At 30.8% G+C, this 17,939-nt stretch carries 11 protein-coding genes; 7 read left to right on the forward strand and 4 right to left on the reverse strand.

Annotated elements, in window-relative coordinates; all coding sequences use genetic code 11:
• The first annotated feature begins 84 nt into the window (after positions 1-84).
• The 4 genes from HALO113_RS09345 (at position 85) to HALO113_RS09360 (ending at position 8,828) form a co-directional block, all read left to right on the forward strand.
• Positions 85-3,243, forward strand: coding sequence for an exodeoxyribonuclease V subunit beta (locus HALO113_RS09345; RefSeq protein ID WP_159778772.1), 3,159 nt, complete (start codon positions 85-87; stop codon positions 3,241-3,243).
• A gap of 20 nt (positions 3,244-3,263) precedes the next feature.
• A complete protein-coding gene (kbl, locus tag HALO113_RS09350; protein WP_159778773.1) occupies positions 3,264-4,460 on the forward strand; it encodes a glycine C-acetyltransferase in 1,197 nt (398 codons plus the stop codon).
• Positions 4,461-4,561: 101 nt separating this feature from the next.
• Positions 4,562-5,965 carry an OmpA family protein gene (locus HALO113_RS09355; RefSeq protein ID WP_159778774.1) on the forward strand — a complete coding sequence of 468 codons (1,404 nt, stop codon included), beginning with the start codon at positions 4,562-4,564 and terminating at the stop codon, positions 5,963-5,965.
• Positions 5,966-6,029: 64 nt separating this feature from the next.
• Positions 6,030-8,828: a PD-(D/E)XK nuclease family protein gene (locus tag HALO113_RS09360; protein WP_159778775.1), complete on the forward strand. Its 2,799-nt coding sequence runs from the start codon at positions 6,030-6,032 to the stop codon at positions 8,826-8,828.
• Positions 8,829-8,849: 21 nt separating this feature from the next.
• Here the strand turns inward: HALO113_RS09360 and HALO113_RS09365 are convergent, their stop codons facing one another.
• On the reverse strand, positions 8,850-9,638 hold the full coding sequence (locus HALO113_RS09365) for an alpha/beta fold hydrolase (protein ID WP_159778776.1): 789 nt from the start codon (positions 9,636-9,638) through the stop codon (positions 8,850-8,852).
• Between the two features lie 78 nt (positions 9,639-9,716).
• On the opposite strand from HALO113_RS09365, the gene HALO113_RS09370 reads away from it, so the two are divergent.
• Complete coding sequence (locus HALO113_RS09370) at positions 9,717-10,682, forward strand: YafY family protein (RefSeq protein WP_159779591.1); 966 nt, start codon at positions 9,717-9,719, stop codon at positions 10,680-10,682.
• A 43-nt stretch (positions 10,683-10,725) separates the two neighbouring features.
• On the opposite strand, the gene HALO113_RS09375 is transcribed toward HALO113_RS09370, so the two are convergent.
• The 3 genes from HALO113_RS09375 to HALO113_RS09385 form a co-directional block, all read right to left on the reverse strand.
• Positions 10,726-11,214: a DinB family protein gene (locus tag HALO113_RS09375; RefSeq protein WP_159778777.1), complete on the reverse strand. Its 489-nt coding sequence runs from the start codon at positions 11,212-11,214 to the stop codon at positions 10,726-10,728.
• Positions 11,215-11,553: 339 nt separating this feature from the next.
• Positions 11,554-12,846, reverse strand: a complete 1,293-nt coding sequence (locus HALO113_RS09380) for an aminopeptidase P family protein (protein ID WP_159778778.1) — start codon at positions 12,844-12,846, stop codon at positions 11,554-11,556.
• A 189-nt stretch (positions 12,847-13,035) separates the two neighbouring features.
• Positions 13,036-13,647, reverse strand: a complete 612-nt coding sequence (locus tag HALO113_RS09385) for a Crp/Fnr family transcriptional regulator (RefSeq protein WP_236554641.1) — start codon at positions 13,645-13,647, stop codon at positions 13,036-13,038.
• A gap of 84 nt (positions 13,648-13,731) precedes the next feature.
• Between HALO113_RS09385 and HALO113_RS09390 the strand changes: the two genes are divergently transcribed.
• Together HALO113_RS09390 and HALO113_RS09395 are read left to right on the forward strand one after the other, a co-directional pair.
• A complete protein-coding gene (locus HALO113_RS09390) occupies positions 13,732-15,003 on the forward strand; it encodes an aryl-sulfate sulfotransferase (RefSeq protein ID WP_159778779.1) in 1,272 nt (423 codons plus the stop codon).
• A 58-nt stretch (positions 15,004-15,061) separates the two neighbouring features.
• Positions 15,062-17,875: a sialidase family protein gene (locus HALO113_RS09395; RefSeq protein ID WP_159778780.1), complete on the forward strand. Its 2,814-nt coding sequence runs from the start codon at positions 15,062-15,064 to the stop codon at positions 17,873-17,875.
• Positions 17,876-17,939: the final 64 nt, after the last annotated feature.

A 17,939-nucleotide genomic window follows, 5' to 3' on the forward strand; every position in this document is an offset into this window, starting at 1 on the left:
AGTGATTTCAAAGTTATAAATTTAACTTTGGAATAAAAAATAGAATCTCCCTATACAACTATAATTAAGATAAATATAACATTTTTGAAAAGAGCAGCTTTTACATTGTACGATGCGTCTGCAGGTTCAGGAAAAACCTACACTCTCACTAAAGAGTATTTAAAGATTTTATTTCTTTCAAAAGGAGATGATGCCTATAAAAAAATTCTAGCTATTACTTTTACAAACAAGGCTGTGGAAGAAATGAAATCTCGAATCATTGAAAGTTTATTTGAGTTTTCAAAAGACACAATGACTGAGAAATCTTTAGAATTTATAAAAACCATAAGTATAGAAACAGGTTTATCCATCGCAACTATTAAAGACAAATCAAATGCTATCATTAAAAGCATAATTCATAATTATGCTGCTTTCGGTATTTTAACTATTGATAAATTTACACATAAAGTAATACGTTCTTTTGCGCAAGATTTAAATTTACCGCCTCAATTTGAAATCAGCTTAGACACCGATTCGATTTTACAAGAAGCTGTAGATACTCTAATCTCTAAAGTAGGTGAAAATAAAGAATTAACTCAACTCCTTATCGATTTTACAAAAGATAAAACAGATGAAGACAAAAACTGGGACATTTCTAATGAATTATTTGAAATTTCAAAACTTTTAGTAAATGAAAATCATGCAGAAGAAATTAATGAATTTCAAGATAAAAACTTTGAAGATTTTAAACACATTAAAGAAAATTTAAAAAAAATATCACAACAATATCAAGAAGAAAACAAAAAAATTGCAGTAGAATGTTTTGAAATAATTCATTCTAACAACATATCATTAGATTCTTTTTCAAGAAAGACTTTTCCAAATCACCTTTCAAAGATAGCAGAAAACGATTTAACCTTAAAAGATAATTACAAATACCTATCAGTAGAAGACATAAGCATTAATAAAAACGCTAAAGACAAAAATACAATTGAATCGATAGCAGAGGATTTATTAAAAAAATTACAAAAATGCTATTACAACATCTCTAAAATTGCTTTTTACGAAGCTTTTCTTCAAAACATCAATCCGCTTTCTTTGCTAAATTCAATTAATTCAGAATTTAAAACAATACAAGAAGAACAAAATATTTTATCTATTGCAGATTTTAATAAAATTATTTTTAATGAAATCCAAAACCAACCAGCACCATTTATCTATGAAAGATTAGGAGAAAAATACCGTCATTTTTTTATAGATGAATTTCAAGATACATCTGTCATGCAATGGCAAAACTTGATACCTTTAATAGACAATGCACTTTCTAGTGAAGACAATGGTGTAAAAGGCAGCTTGATGATTGTAGGAGATCCAAAACAATCTATTTATAGATGGCGTGGAGGAAAAGCCGAACAATTTATCGAGCTAAGTAAACCAGATAAAAATCCTTTTTCAAACAAAGAAAAAGAAACCATTCATTTAGAAACAAATTACAGAAGTTTTGAAGAAATCATAACCTTTAATAATTCCTTTTTTTCTTTTCTATCAAACAAATTTGAAAATGAAGACTATAAAAAATTATATCGTGAAAATAGTTATCAAAAATTCAATACAAAAAAAGGCGGTTACATAAATATTTCATTCATAAACAGTGAAGAAGAAGATGCTCAATATTTTGAAGAAGAGAATGATTTGTCCTTAAAAACAAAATTATACCTTGAAAAAACATTAGAGACTATTCATCAAATTAAACAGGAGAATTTTGATTATAGTGATATGGTTATTCTAACACGAAAAAAAAGTGAAGGTATTCATTTGGCAAATTTCTTAACCGAAAAAAATATTCCCATTTTGTCTTCTGAAACCTTGTTGATCCAAAATGCCACTGAAGTTAAACTCATAATCGATGTACTTTGTTATTTAAAAAACAATAAAGATCAAGAAGCAAAAACTAGATTGTTATATTTCATTGCAAAATACAATCAAAATACTTTACCAATACATGATTTCATAATAGCAACTAAAGATTTAACAGAAGAAGAATTAGAAAAATTTTTAAATACAATAGGTATTACTATTTCTTTCAAAAGTTGTAGAAAAAAATCATTATATGAAGCTGTAGAAATTATAGTGGCTAATTTTATCCGAGAAAAAGCAAACTCTTCATATGTTCAGTATTTCTTAGATTTAGTATTAGAAAGAGACAATAAGTTACAGGCTGGGATAACTGATTTTATTTCTTATTGGGAAAAAGTGGGTTTTAAAAAAAGCATCCCATCACCAGAAGGCAGTAATGCTATTAGAATCATGACCATTCATAAATCTAAAGGTTTAGAATTCCCTATTGTAATCTACCCTTTTGCTGAAGAAAATTTTTCAGCCATGAGTAGAAATAAATTATGGATTGATTTTGACGAAGAAGAAACAATCAATTTTCCTAAAGCACTAGTCAATCAAAAAAAAGATGTAGCAATGTATGGAAAACTGGCACAACAAATATTTTATCAAAAAACACAAGAAGAAATATTAGATATTATAAACGTTTTATATGTTGCTTTAACAAGAGCTGAAGAACAATTATATATTATTTCAAATTATCAAATTACAAAAGCAGGCTTACCTAACAACCTATCTTCATATTTCATAGAATTCCTTCAATCTAAAACACTATTTAAAGAAGACACCCTTTCCTATGAATTCGGACAAAAAATGAGAATTTCTAAGAAAAGCATCTTCAATGAAAAACAAAAACCAATAGAAGTGGTCTATGAAAAACTAGAAAAGAAAAAGATAAAAATTGCACAGCGAGAAGCCTTAATGTGGAATACTGATCAGCAAAAAGCTATCGAATTTGGAAACATCTTGCATGAAATTTTATCCAATATTTCCTCCATAGAAGATGTCGAAAAAGCAGTACAAGCTGCTATAGAAAGTGGTTTAATATTAATTTCTCAAAAAGAGAGAATTAAAAAAACTCTAAATCAAATTATTTTACATCCAGAATTAAAAGATTTTTTTGATGGAAACGGTAATACATTAAATGAACAAACCATAATAAAAAAGGAGGTTGGAAATGTAAAACCCGACAAAATTGTTATTAAAAACAACCATGCCTTTTTATTAGACTATAAAACAGGCGAAAGATTAGAAAAACACATCACACAAGTTCTTTCTTATGCGACAATTATTGAAGAAATGCAATATACTATTATAAAAAAAGCATTAGTATATATTGGAGAAAAAATAGAAATAGTACTTTTGTAACAAACCTTATCCAAAATAAAATGTACGGTAAAATAAAACAACATTTACAAAATGAACTAAACACCATTCAAGAAAATGGATTGTTTAAAAAAGAAAGAATTATTACGTCACCTCAAGGTGCTGAAATAAAAATTGCAACCGGAGAAACGGTTTTAAATTTTTGTGCCAATAATTATTTAGGACTCTCCTCTCATCCTGAAGTAGTTCAAGCTGCCAAAGATACACTAGACACACATGGATTTGGAATGTCATCTGTGCGTTTCATATGTGGTACTCAAGATATTCATAAAACATTAGAACAAAAAATAGCAGCTTTTTATGGAACAGAAGATACTATATTATATGCAGCAGCTTTCGATGCAAACGGCGGTGTGTTTGAACCTTTATTAAGCGAAGAAGACTGTATAATTTCAGACAGTTTAAATCACGCATCCATAATTGACGGAGTTCGTTTGTGTAAAGCGGCTCGCTATCGTTACCAAAATAACGACATGGCAGATTTAGAGACACAACTAATTAAAGCAAATGAAGCGGGTCATCGTTTCAAATTGATTGTTACAGATGGCGTATTTTCTATGGATGGTTTAGTAGCTCCATTGGATAAAATTTGTGATCTTGCTGATAAATATGATGCTTTAGTAATGGTTGATGAATGTCATGCGGCAGGATTTATCGGAGCAACAGGAAAAGGAACGCTCGAAGCTAAAGGTGTAATGGGAAGAGTAGATATTATCACAGGAACTTTAGGAAAAGCTTTAGGAGGAGCTATGGGTGGCTACACAACTGCAAAAAAAGAAATTATTGAAATTTTAAGACAACGATCTAGACCTTACTTATTTTCAAACTCCTTAGCTCCATCAATAGTTGGCGCATCGTTGAAAGTATTTGAATTATTAGAAAAAGACACTAAATTAAGAGATCAATTAGAGTGGAATACTAATTATTTTAAAAAAGGAATCAAAGAAGCAGGTTTCGATATCATTGATGGTGACTCAGCCATTGTTCCAGTTATGCTTTATGATGCTAAATTATCTCAAGTAATGGCAGAAGAGTTATTAAAAAAAGGAATTTATGTAATAGGCTTCTTCTTTCCTGTTGTTCCAAAAGAAAAAGCGAGAATTCGTGTCCAACTATCTGCTGCTCATACAAAAGAACACTTAGACAAAGCTATTAAAGCATTCACAGAAGTAGGTAAGTCATTAGAAATAATAAGTTAAAATTGAAATACCCCTTACTTTTTTTAACAAAACTTTTTGTATTTAAAAAAAAATAGTATTTTTGTTCTAATTATAACGCATTGTAATTTAATTAATAAAGTATGAAACATCTAAACAAATTATTTGCTGCTGGTTTATTGCTTGCTGGATTATCTACCCAAGCACAAAACGGTGACAATCCATGGGCTGTGTCCTTTGGAGTAAACGCGGTTGATACCAAGGTAAGTGCCGAAGGTAATTCTAGCCCACAATTTATCCAATTAATCAACGCAGATGACAATTGGAATATTTTACCATCTGTATCTTATTTAAATGTATCAAGATATGTTGGAGATGGTTTTTCTATCGGATTAACAGGATCGGTTAACAAAATTGACAAATGGTTAGAAAGAGTACCTGGTACTGAGAATACAGATGCTGTATTAAATCCTGGTGATTTATCTTACTATGCAGTTGATGCTGTAATCAAATATAGCTTTCAAGATTTACTTAAATCTAAATGGTTAGACCCATCTATTAATGTGGGTGGAGGTTACAATTTCTTTGGTGACGCTTCTGCTGGTACAGTAAATGGAGGTTTAGGATTAACTTTTTGGTTTACTGAAAATGTAGGTCTTCAATTACAATCTGTTTACAAACATTCATTTGATGAAAACAGAGTTGCTGATGTAGACGTACCTACTCATATTCAACACTTTGCAGGTATTACTTTCAAATTTGGAGGTAAAGATACTGACGGAGATGGTGTTTATGACAAAGACGACGCATGTGTTGATGTAGCAGGTTTAAAAGAATTAAACGGTTGTCCTGATACTGATAAAGATGGAATCGCTGATAAAGATGATGCTTGTCCTGAATTAGCTGGTACACCAGAAAACAATGGTTGTCCTGATACAGACGGTGATGGTATTATTGATCCTGAAGATGCTTGTCCTGAGGTAGCTGGTACTAAAATCATGAAAGGTTGTCCAGATGCAGACGGAGATGGTGTTGCTGACAAAGATGATGAGTGTCCTACAGTTAAAGGTGATAGAGCTAACAAAGGTTGTCCATGGCCTGACGGTGACGGTGACGGAGTATTTGATAAAGATGATGCTTGTCCTGAAGTAGCTGGTACAGTTGCTAACAACGGATGTCCTGAAGTTTCTGACGAAGCAGTTAAAAAATTAAATGATTATGCTAAAACTATCTTGTTTAACTCTGGAAAAGCAACTTTCCAAAAACAAACTTACCCAGTTTTAGAAGCAATCACTGCTATCTTAAAAGAGTATCCAAATTCTAAATTCTCTATTGAAGGTCACACTGATAGCGATGGATCTGATGCTGCTAACTTAAAATTATCTGAAGATAGAGCAGGTGCGGTTAAAGATTATTTAATCGAAAAAGGAATTGATTCTTCAAGATTATCTTCTAAAGGTTTTGGTGAGTCTATGCCAATTGACACTAACAAAACTTCAAAAGGTAAAGCTAACAACAGAAGAGTTGAAGTGAAATTAGTAAAATAATTTCCTTTTAAAATAAATTTAAAAACGCTCCATTTTATGGAGCGTTTTTTTTTATTTTTATAAAATGTTAACAGAAACTTTTCTTGACAAATTATCCAAACATATTCTTGCAAATTATGATTCTGATTTGCAAAACATTAACATCATTTTACCTAACAAAAGGGCTAAAGTTTTTTTATTGGATTCACTCCATAATCATTCAAACAAAACAATCTTTGCACCTCAAATTAATAGCATAGAGGATTTAATACAAGAAATCTCAGAAATAAGAATTATTGATTCAATAGAATTAATTTTTGAATTTTATGAAATTTATTTAAAACTTACTCCTAATGAAGAAGTGCAATCATTTAATCTTTTTTCAAATTGGGCTAAAACGCTATTACAAGATTTTAATGAAATTGACAGGTATTTATTAGAACCTAATTTTGTTTTCTCTTATCTTAAAGACATTGAAGCACTTAAAAGATGGGATTTACAACCCAAAGACACTACTATTTTAATTGATTCACATCTGGCTTTTTGGAACAAAATACCATTATATTATATTGCATTCTACAACCATTTAAAAAACAAAAAAATTGGTTATCAAGGTCTAATATATAGAGAATCTGTTGAAAAAATTAAAAATTATTCGATTAACCTAGCGGAAAAAAAATTAATTTTTGCAGGTTTTAATGCGCTCAATCAAGCAGAAGAAAAAATAATCCTACATCTTATTTCTAACAATCAAGCCTCCATTTTTTGGGATATTGATTATTATTTTATCAACAATAATTATCATGATGCTGGACTTTTTATAAGACGATTTAAAAATCAATGGAAAAAATACACAACTCAACCATTTGAATGGATTACAGACGATTTCCAACAAGAAAAAAACATCAATATTATTGGTACACCAAAAACCGTTGGTCAAGCCAAAATAGCAGGAAAAATAATTGAAAATATATATAATGCTGAAAAAAATAGCTTAAACAATACAAGAACAGCCATTATTTTAGGAGATGAAAATTTGCTAATACCTATTTTATATGCTTTACCAAATTCTGTTGATTCTTTGAATATTACAATGGGTTATTCAGGAAAGAATAACCCGGTACAATTATTAATTAGTAAACTCTTTAAACTGCATACAAATGCAATTTCAAGAGGAAATACAAATTATACTTTATATTATAAAGAAGTACTTGACGTTTTGAATCATCCTTTAGTTGAACCTTATGCTGATGTTGATCAAGTAATACAAACAATACATAATAACAACTTTACTTTCTTCTCTGTAGATACTTTATTTCGCTTAAAAAATGAAAAATATCCAAATAAAGAAAACGACTATTTTAAACTCCTTTTTTCGAAATGGGAAGAAGAAAATTCTCAAATTTTAAACAGAATCAGTTCAATTCTATTAAGCTTAAAATCGTTTCTAAATAATGATAATGAAGAAGAAAAAATAACAAAATCTTTTGTTTATTCTCTTTACAAAGTAATTAATAAGCTTATTAACTATTGTGAACTGCATCCAAACAAAATAAATACATTAGAAAGTCTTTTCGATTTATATAAACAAATTATAGATTTAGCTGAAGTTTCTTTTGAAGGAGAACCTTTAAAAGGGCTTCAAATAATGGGTGTATTAGAAAGCAGGGTTTTAGATTTTGAAAATGTAATCATAACATCAGTAAATGAAGGTAAATTACCTTCTGGGAAATCGCAAAATTCTTTTATACCTTACGATGTAAAAAAAGAATTAGGATTACCTACATACAAAGAAAAAGATGCTATTTACAGTTATCATTTTTATCATTTACTACATAGAGCAAAAAACATTTATTTATTATACAATACAGATAATGAAGGAATAGATGCTGGTGAAAAAAGTCGTTTCATAACACAATTAGAGATTGAAAAACAGCCAAAACACAACATATCTCACACAATTTATAATGCAGTTTTACCAGAAAAAGCATACAGCCTAATGACTATTTCTAAAACTCCTTTGCTTCTTGAGCGTTTAAAAGAAATAGCTACCGTAAAAGGTTTTTCTCCTTCTTCTTTAACATCCTACATACGCAATCCAATACAATTTTATTTTCAAAGAGTATTACGTATTAATGAAATGGAGGAAGTAGAAGAAAATATTGCAGTAAACACCTTAGGAACTATCATTCATGAATCATTAGAAACATTGTATAAACCTTATATAAATTCAATTCTCTCGCTTCAACAAATAGAACAAATGATAACTCATATTGAAGAAGTAACTATTGAAAAGTTTAAATTAGTTTATAAAGAAGGAGAAATTAAAAAAGGAAAAAATTTGTTAGCTTTTGAAGTAGCAAAAAGAAATATTTTTAATTTTTTACAAACAGAGAAAAAAGCGATACAATTAGGAGAAGTTGTTAAAATAATCGCTTTAGAGGACAAATTAGAAACTATCTTAACAGACAACCGCTTACCTTATCCTATTAAAATTGCGGGGAATGTAGACCGAATAGAAATACGAAATAATGTAATTCGTATCATTGATTATAAAACAGGTAAAGTAGATGGAAACTCTTTAAAAATTAACAACTTTGAAGCTTTAACAACTGACATAAAAAATGAAAAAATAATCCAATTACTTTGTTATGCTTTAATGTTTAGAAACCAAACTCAATTCAATTCATACCCCATTGAAGCAGGTATCATTTCATTCAAAAATATGAAAGCAGGCTTTATGCCATTTGGATTAGGAAAAGGAAGAGGAGTTATCCCTCAAAATATGATTAATGACGAAATATTAAACGATTTCAAAGAAGAAATTATCACTTTAATTTTAGAAATTTTAGACCCAACTCCTACATTTAAAGAAAAAATATAAAAACAAAAATAAACGATTAGCTCATCGTCTTAATTTATCAAGAAATAAAAGCATATTTCTTTCTAAATCTATCTTATTCTCAAAATGACTCATATGCCCATCGTTAAAGGTTACTAACTGTACATTAGTACCTTCAACTTGTAATTTGTTTTCGTCATAATTCAAAACAGGATCTTTTTTCCCTAATAGCAACATTTTAGGAAATAAAGAAGTATGCCACAGCACTTCTCTATCCTTTCTGGCTTTCATTCCTTCCTGAGCCGCTATGATACCTTGCAAAGGTGTTTGTAAAGCTTCGTTCTTTGCCCAATCAATTTCTTTTTTAAGTTTAGTCCTATTCTCTTCACTAAATAAATTTGCTATTGACATACTAATAGCGTTTTTATAATTTTGCTTTACTGCCAAGATAGCTCTATCTCTATTTGCTTTACGTTCCACACTATCTTCTTTGGCAGTCGAATTCATTAAAACAAGTCCTGCCATCATTTCTGGATATAATTCGGCAAAAGCCAATGCTACATAACCACCCATAGAATGCCCTATTAGAACGACTTTCTCCAAATTTAAAAAATGAAGAATATGATATACTGCATCGGCCATATCTTCCATCGTATGAATATATCCAATACATTCCGTTTTACCATGGCCTAATAAATCAATACACACTACTCTATATTTAGACAGCAAAACCGGAACTAAATTATGCCACATTTTACTATTCTCTAAAAAACCATGCAATAAAACAACGGTTGGACCTTCTCCTTGATCTGAATAAGAAAGCTTACTATTTTTATAAATTAGGTGTTTCATAGGCGCAAAAATAGAATTTCAAAAGCAATTCAAGAAGGAATTTCATTTAAATACTTACTTTTGAAAAAAGGATTTTTTATGCAGGATGAATCACCAAAACGCTTCGATCGAATTGTCGCTATCTTAATACAATTACAATCCAAACGAATTGTAAAGGCACAAGAACTCGCTGATCGATTTGAGGTAAGCTTACGAACCATTTATAGAGATATTCGTTCTTTAGAAGCTTCTGGTGTTCCTATTTATAGCGAAGCGGGCGTAGGCTATTCTCTGGTAGAAGGTTATCGTTTACCTCCAGTAATGTTTACTCGTGAAGAAGCAAGTAGTTTTATTGCAGCTGAAAAATTGATGGAAACTTTTATCGATAAAGAATTAGGAAAACATTATGCTTCGGCCATGTTCAAAATAAAATCAGTTTTAAAAAATACCGATAAAGATTGGCTTACCTCTATTGAATCTAAAGTTATCATGCAACAACCCGCTGTTAATCTATTCAATGAAAAAGTACCAGAAGCCATGAGTATTCTTTTTAAAAGCATAGCCGATAAAACGCAAGTTAAATTAAATTACCAAGCTTTTGATGCAGAAGAAGCTTCTGAAAGAAGTATTGAACCCGTAGGTATTTTTCATGATAATAACAATTGGTATATTTTTGGCTTTTGTCACCTAAGAAACGATTACCGCCAATTTAGAGCCGACCGAATTCAAGGCATTGAAAATAAAGACCTGGCGTTTACTAAAGAACACCAACCTTTAGAATTTTACTTAAATAAAGAAAAAGAATGTCCAACCACTAAAGTAGTATTATTGGTAGACAAAAAAATTGGCAAATATTTAGACTTTGAAAAAAAATATCATGGATTTGTTTCCCAAAAAAAAATAGGTCAACAAATAGAAATGACTTTTTTAAGTAGAGATATTGAAAATGGATTTCCGAGATGGATTCTGATGTTTGCCGATCATGCGACGATTATTGAACCCCAACGCCTAAAAGACAGAATGTTGGAAATGCTAGAAATTTATAAAACAAACTTATTACAATAGAACTCCAAAAACAACTAGTCGTTTTCGGAGTTCTAAGTATTAATTATGCTCTCATCCAGAAAAAAGGGGGTGTAATTCCTAAAGCTCGCAAATAAACATATCCTTGTCCACGATGATGGATTTCATTGTCAATAAAATAAAAAATATTTTCAATAATTGGAAATTCATATTGCCCAAAAAGATTGAACGTTTTTTCAAAATCTTCAACTGGAATTTGCTTAAAATAGCGATTAATTTCTATCGTGGCTTCGTCCCATTTTTGCAAATAAGCTTCTTTTGTTGCTAAATTTTCTACAGCTGCTTCCGAATAAGGCTGTTCGTCTCTATTTACAATTCCCTTTAATGCAGGAACACCAATAGCTAAAAGTTCGGATACTAATTTTGAAAAAGGACGCATGCCTCCAATAGAAAACTCAAAGAAATCTTTTTCTGGAAAGGCTTCAATCACATGTCTTGTTAAAGCACGATGTCCTTGCCAATGTTTTAATAAATGTTCCGGACGAATTACTTGTGGTACTGATACAGTGTTCATAATGTATGATTTATTTGATTATACCACAAAGGTAAATACAGCTTATGACAACAGTTTGTCAGTAGGTTTTTGAGAATATCAAAATATTTCTAGACATTTCAATGATAAGAAATTAATGCGTTCTAAAATAGTTAATAAAACTCTTTGTAAACCTTTGCCACAAATAAAATTACCTAAAAAAGAAGAACTAAAATAAACTTTTCATTTTGACGAAGGTGAAAAACACACTAATGGGATTCTTCCTTCGTCAGAATGACAAAATAGAATATAAATAAAACATAAAAAAACGGTTTACAATATTGTAAACCGTTTAAACTAATAACTGATAACTAACAACTGTTAACTGTTCATTATCGATTCTATTTCGTCTGCTTCAATAGGAATATTTCGCATCAAATTGAATGGAGCACCACTATTTTGGATTACTACATCATCTTCAATGCGAATACCAAATTTTTCTTTTGGAATATAAATCCCAGGTTCCACAGTGAAAACCATATTGGCTTGCATCGGTTCATATAATAAACCGTAATCATGTGTATCTAATCCCATATGATGTGAAGTACCGTGCATAAAATATTTTTTATAGGCTGGCCAATCTGGATTTTCATTTTGAACGTCAGCTTTATCTAATAAACCTAAACCTAGTAGTTCAGAAGTCATGATTTTACCAACCTCAACATGGTATTGTTTCCATAAAGTGCCTGGAACCAACATTTTTGTAGCTTCATTTTTTACATTTAAAACTGCATTGTAAACCGCCCTTTGACGCTCGGAAAACCTTCCTGAAACTGGAATGGTTCGGGTCATATCGCTAGAATAATTGGCATATTCTGCACCCACATCTAACAATAATAAATCCCCTTCATGACATTGCTGATTGTTTTCAATATAATGCAATACATTCGCATTGTTTCCTGAAGCAATAATAGGTGTATAAGCAAATCCTTTAGATCGGTTTCTTAAAAACTCATGCGCAAATTCAGCTTCAATTTCGTATTCCATTACATTAGGCTTCACAAAATTTAAAATTCTTCGAAACCCTTTTTCAGTAATATCACACGCTTTTTGAATTAAATCTAATTCTTCGCTTTCTTTTACAGATCGTATGCGCTGTAAAATAGGATTTGACTTTTCAACTTTATGTGCAGGATAATTTTCTTTCCACCATTTTACAAAACGTGCCTCACGAGTTTCCGTTTCAATAGTGGCACGGTAATGCTCATTGGTATTGATATACATGGTTTCGGCATAAGCCATGATTTCCTTTAATGTTTTATGAAAGTCTTGTAACCAAATAACTGTTTTAATTCCAGAAACTTCAAAAGCTCTTTCTTTGGTTAACTTCTCTCCTTCCCAAATAGCAATGTGCTCGTTCGTTTCCTTTAAAAATAAAATTTCTTTCAAATGCTCATAAGGTGCGTCTGGAAAAAGTAAGAGAATACTCTCTTCTTGATCTACACCGCTTAGATAAAAAATATCGCGATGTTGCGCAAAAGGTAAAGTAGAATCTGCTGAAACGGGATAAATATCGTTTGAATTAAAAATCGCCACACTATTGGGTTTCATTTGAGAAACAAATTTTCTACGATTTTTTATAAATAAGTCTTTGTCTATTTGATGGTATTTCATTTTTTAGATTTTTAGATTTCTCGATTTTTAGAATATTAGATAAACTCTGTATCAAAAATACATAAACTATCTTTTTGAATCAGTAGCCAAATGGCTTAATTTTTATTTTAAATGAATTATTTAAGATTTGAACATAGATTTGAGAAATTTCAATAATTTTAAAAATTTCTCAAATCTGTATCCAAAAAATTACAAAATATTTTTACGAATGCGACTCATATGGCGTGTAGAAATTCCTAAAAAAGAAGCCAAATAATGCAAGGGAACTTCTTGAAGCAATTTAGGCTCATTGACCAATAATTTTTTGTAGCGCTCTTCTGGTGTTAGCGTTAACAAGTCTATGCGATAATCGTCAATTAAACAGATTTGTTTTTCAATTAAATGAAAATAAAATTGGTGAAATGCTTTATTATGCTGTAATAAATAATTAAAATCTTCTAAATGTATCACCCACAAACTACTATCAACAATTGCTTTTATACTTTTTCTAGAAGGCACTTTATGAAGAAAACTATTTAAGGATGAAGTAACGGTGTTCTTTAAAGCCAAATAGGTAGTGCGCTCTTCCCCTTCTATATTAATTGCATGTTGTAAAATCCCGTTTTCAACAAAACAAAAATGAGTACAAATTTCATTTTCATTTACTAAAAACTCATTTTTCTTTAGTGTAATTTTTTTAAAATAGTCTAATGCTTTAAGCACTTCTTTTTCCAAAAAATCGTTTGGTAAAAAAATCTTGACAAAATCTTCAAAATTATTTTTTTTAGGTAAAGTAGCCATTAGATACGTAATTATCTTCAAAAATAAGGAGATTATTTAAAAACTGAGATAGTTAAAAAAACATTTTAAACAAAATGGTTATATTTACGAAATAAAAAATTGAACATGAAAAAGTATTATAAAACATTCTTTCTTTTAATTCTAACTTTAAATTTTAGTTGTTCTAAAGAGGATTCTAAAACAATTGAACCAGAAGTGATTCTTGATGAAAAAGTTCAAGTTTATAAAGCTGATAAAATTGACGATAGCTATGTTTTTGCCATTGAAAATGGTGGAAAAAATTGTTATTTATTAAATAAACAAGGTTTTAAAGTTAAAGAATGGATATTTGACTTGCGTTTTGGGAACGATATCGAAATTTTACCTAATGGCGAATTAATTGCTATGTATAAGCAAACCGTATCGCCTATAACCATAGGAGGTGCTGGTGGAATTATTCGTATATTAAATTCAGATGGATCTACAAAATGGGACTATCAATGCGCAGATGATGAAAAAGTAGCGCATCATGATGTAGAATTATTACCAAATGGAAATGTTTTATTTTTAGTTTGGGAAAAATTAACCCCTTTACAAGCTTTAAATTATGGAGTAGAAGTAGCGAATGATATTTTTCCAGAAGCATTATTTGAAGTTAATCCACAAACCAATCAATTGGTTTGGGAATGGCACAGTTATGATCATATTGTACAAGATACCAATAACACATTGGTTAATTATGGTCAAATTAATCAGTATCCAAACCGAATTAATTTTTCTTATAACGATCGTCCTGATGGAGATATTATGCATGCCAATGGAATAGATTATGATGAAGAAAAAGACGTGATCTACATGAGTGTTAATTTTTACAGTGAAGTTTGGGTAATCGATCATAGCACTACTACAGCAGAAGCAGCTACCAATACTGGTGGAAATTACAACAAAGGAGGTGATTTATTGTATCGTTTTGGCAATCCTAGCGCTTATAATCATCCCTATGGAGAACGCTTTTTGTTCAATAATCATTTTCCTAATTTAATTGAAAAAGAAGTTCCTGGAAAAGGAAACATGCTCATTTACTGTAACGGATCAAATGTAAATCAATCTACGGTTTATGAATTAGCTCTACCTCAAAACTTTACGTTATCAACTACAGCATCAAATGAACCGCAAATGGTTTGGAATTTTACAGATCCAGATTTATACTACGATAAAATATCGGGAGCAGTTAGGCTTAAAAACGGAAATACTTTAATTACAGAAGGTGATTTTGGATACTGGGAAGTAACTCCTAATAAAGAAGTTGTTTGGAAATATTATGAACAAAACAAGACGTTTTGGAGAGGTTATAATTACAATCGAGAGGATTCAGCTATACAAGGTTTAGGACTTTAGGCAGACAAAAATTTTATTTTACCCAATAAATGGTTATTTTCGAGGAAAATATTTTTCTATGAAAAAAACAATTTATTGGGTATTTTTTTTGACATGTATATCCAATTTATGGAGTCAAAACCTTGAGTTAAACGCATTACAGTTTAAAAATATTGGCCCAACCATAATGAGCGGCCGTATTGTTGATATCGCTGTAAATCCAAACAATCCAACAGAGTTTTATGCCGCTTACGCTTCTGGTGGTCTTTGGTATACCAATAACAATGGAACTTCTTTTGAACCTGTAATGGATACGGCTCCCACATTAAATTGTGGTTCGGTTACAGTAGATTGGAATACAGGAACCATTTGGGTAGGAACTGGAGAAGTTAATTCTTCACGTTCCTCATATTCGGGAATTGGGGTGTTAAAATCAACAGATAAAGGAAAAACGTGGGAAAATATTGGTTTGTATGACAGTCATCATATTAGCAGGATTTGGGTAAACCCATCAAACAATAATGAAATTATTGTAGGTGTTTTAGGACATTTGTATACACCAAATGAAGAACGAGGAGTTTTTAAGACCGTTGATGGTGGAAAAAATTGGTCAAAAACGTTATTTATTAATCCAGACACAGGAATAATTGATATCTCCGTTGCTTCAGACAATCCTCAAATTATGTACGCTGCTGCATGGGAAAGAGAAAGAAAAGCCTGGAATTTTAAAGGCAATGGAAAAGGTTCAGGAATTTACAAAAGTGAAGATGGTGGCACAACTTGGTATTTAATTTCTAGAGATGGCAGTGGGTTTCCAAACAATGAAGGAGTAGGAAGAATTGGTTTAGCAGTATTTAATCAAAATATTTTGTATGCTATCTTAGACAATCAAAATAATAGACCTGTTGTTGAAGACACCACAACTAAAAGTAAAAAAATATCCCAATCGGACATGTTCAGTGTCCCTGGTGAAATTTTTGTAGAAAAGTCCAATAAAGAAATCAATACCTATTTAAAAAAACACGGTATAACAGAAAAATACCGAGCAGAAACCCTTAAAAATTGGGTAAAAAAAGGAACATTACAACCTAAGGAACTCAAAACCATTTTACAAGATGCGAATAAAGCGTTATTTGAAACAGAAGTTATCGGTTGTGAAATCTACAAATCTATAGATGGCGGAAAAACTTGGCAACGCACTCATGAAAATTATATAGACGATTTATACTATAGTTATGGCTATTATTTTGGAAACATTTCAGTGAATCCAAAAGATGAAAATCGCATTTATTTTGGTGGTGTTCCTTTACTTTTTTCCAATGATGGTGGAAAAACCATGAAAAATATTAGCACTGAAAATGTCCATGCAGATCATCATGTAACTTGGATTAATCCAAACAATCCCAATCATATTATTAACGGAAATGATGGTGGAATCAACATTAGCTACGACAATGGAGCACATTGGAAAAAGTGTAACAATGAGGCTTTGGGCCAATTTTATGCTGTAAATATAGACCATAATGAATCCTATAATGTATATGGTGGCTTACAAGATAATGGGGTTTGGGTAGCCAATAATAATTACAGAAAATCAGATGCTTGGGAACAAGAAGGAAAGTATCCTTACGAAAGTATCATGGGTGGTGATGGTATGCAGGTACAAATTGACAAAAGAGATGCCAACATTGTTTATACAGGTTTCCAATTTGGTAATTATTTTAGATTAGATAGAAGCAAAAACACACAAGAATTTATTGCTCCAACATTACCAAAAGGCACTAAAGAAAAACCGCTACGCTTCAATTGGCAAACTCCTATATTATTATCTCCTCACAATCAAGACATTTTATATATGGGTTCACAATTTTTGCACCGTTCCATGAATCAAGGTGCAACTTGGGAAAAAATTTCAACCGATCTTACATATGGTAGCGTTGAAGGTAATGTGGCATTTGGTACACTAACTACCATTTCTGAAAGTCCTTTGCAATTTGGATTATTGTATACTGGTTCTGATGATGGAATCATTCATCTTTCCCAAGATGGCGGCATTTCATGGAATATCATTTCAAGTCAATTACCCCAAAACTTATGGGTTTCTAGAGTAAAAGCATCTCAATTTAAAAAAGAACGTGTTTATGCTGCTCTAAATGGCTATCGCAACGATGATTTTAAACCTTATGTTTATCTTTCTGAAGATAATGGTGTCAACTGGCAAGACATTAGTGCCAACTTACCTCAAAGTCCTATAAATGTCATTTTAGAAGATACAGAAAATGAAAACGTCCTTTTTGTAGGTACTGATAATGGTTTGTTCGTTTCTTTGAATAAAGGAAAAACATGGATTGATTTTTCATCCCAGATGCCTCCTGTAGCCGTTCATGATTTGGTCATACAACCTAAAGCCAAAGAATTAATTGTAGGTACACATGGTCGTTCATTATATAAGGTAAATATTGAAAAAATACAATTGCTTACATCGGAAATACTTTCAAAATCATTGTATATTTATGAAGTGCCATCAGTTAAAAAAACGGATCGTTGGGGTTCGAGTTGGAGCACTTGGGCGAAACCCTTTGAACCTAAAGCCGAAATTTGGTTTTATTCCAATACTTCAGAAGAAGTTGAAATTACGATTGAAAATGAATTTGGGTTAACCGTTTTTTCTAAAAAAGTAGCCGCTAAAAAGGGCTTAAATTTAGTTGAATACGATTACACTTTATCTAATGAAGTAATGAATAAATGGAAGAAAAAAGATAAAAAAGCCATCTTTGAAAAAGCGGATAATGGTAAACAATATGTACTTCCTTCAAAATATAGTATTCATATCAAGAAAGGGAATGAAGCCGTTTTTACCCATTTAGAAGTTACAGAGAGTAAGAAAGCTTAATAAAAAACAAAAGCCTTGAGAAATTTCTCAAGGCTTTTTGGTCAAACCAAATTATACTAAAAAT

It is taken from the genome of Flavobacterium sp. 9AF, assembly GCF_902506265.1.
In the GTDB taxonomy this organism is placed as follows: Bacteria; Bacteroidota; Bacteroidia; order Flavobacteriales; family Flavobacteriaceae; genus Flavobacterium.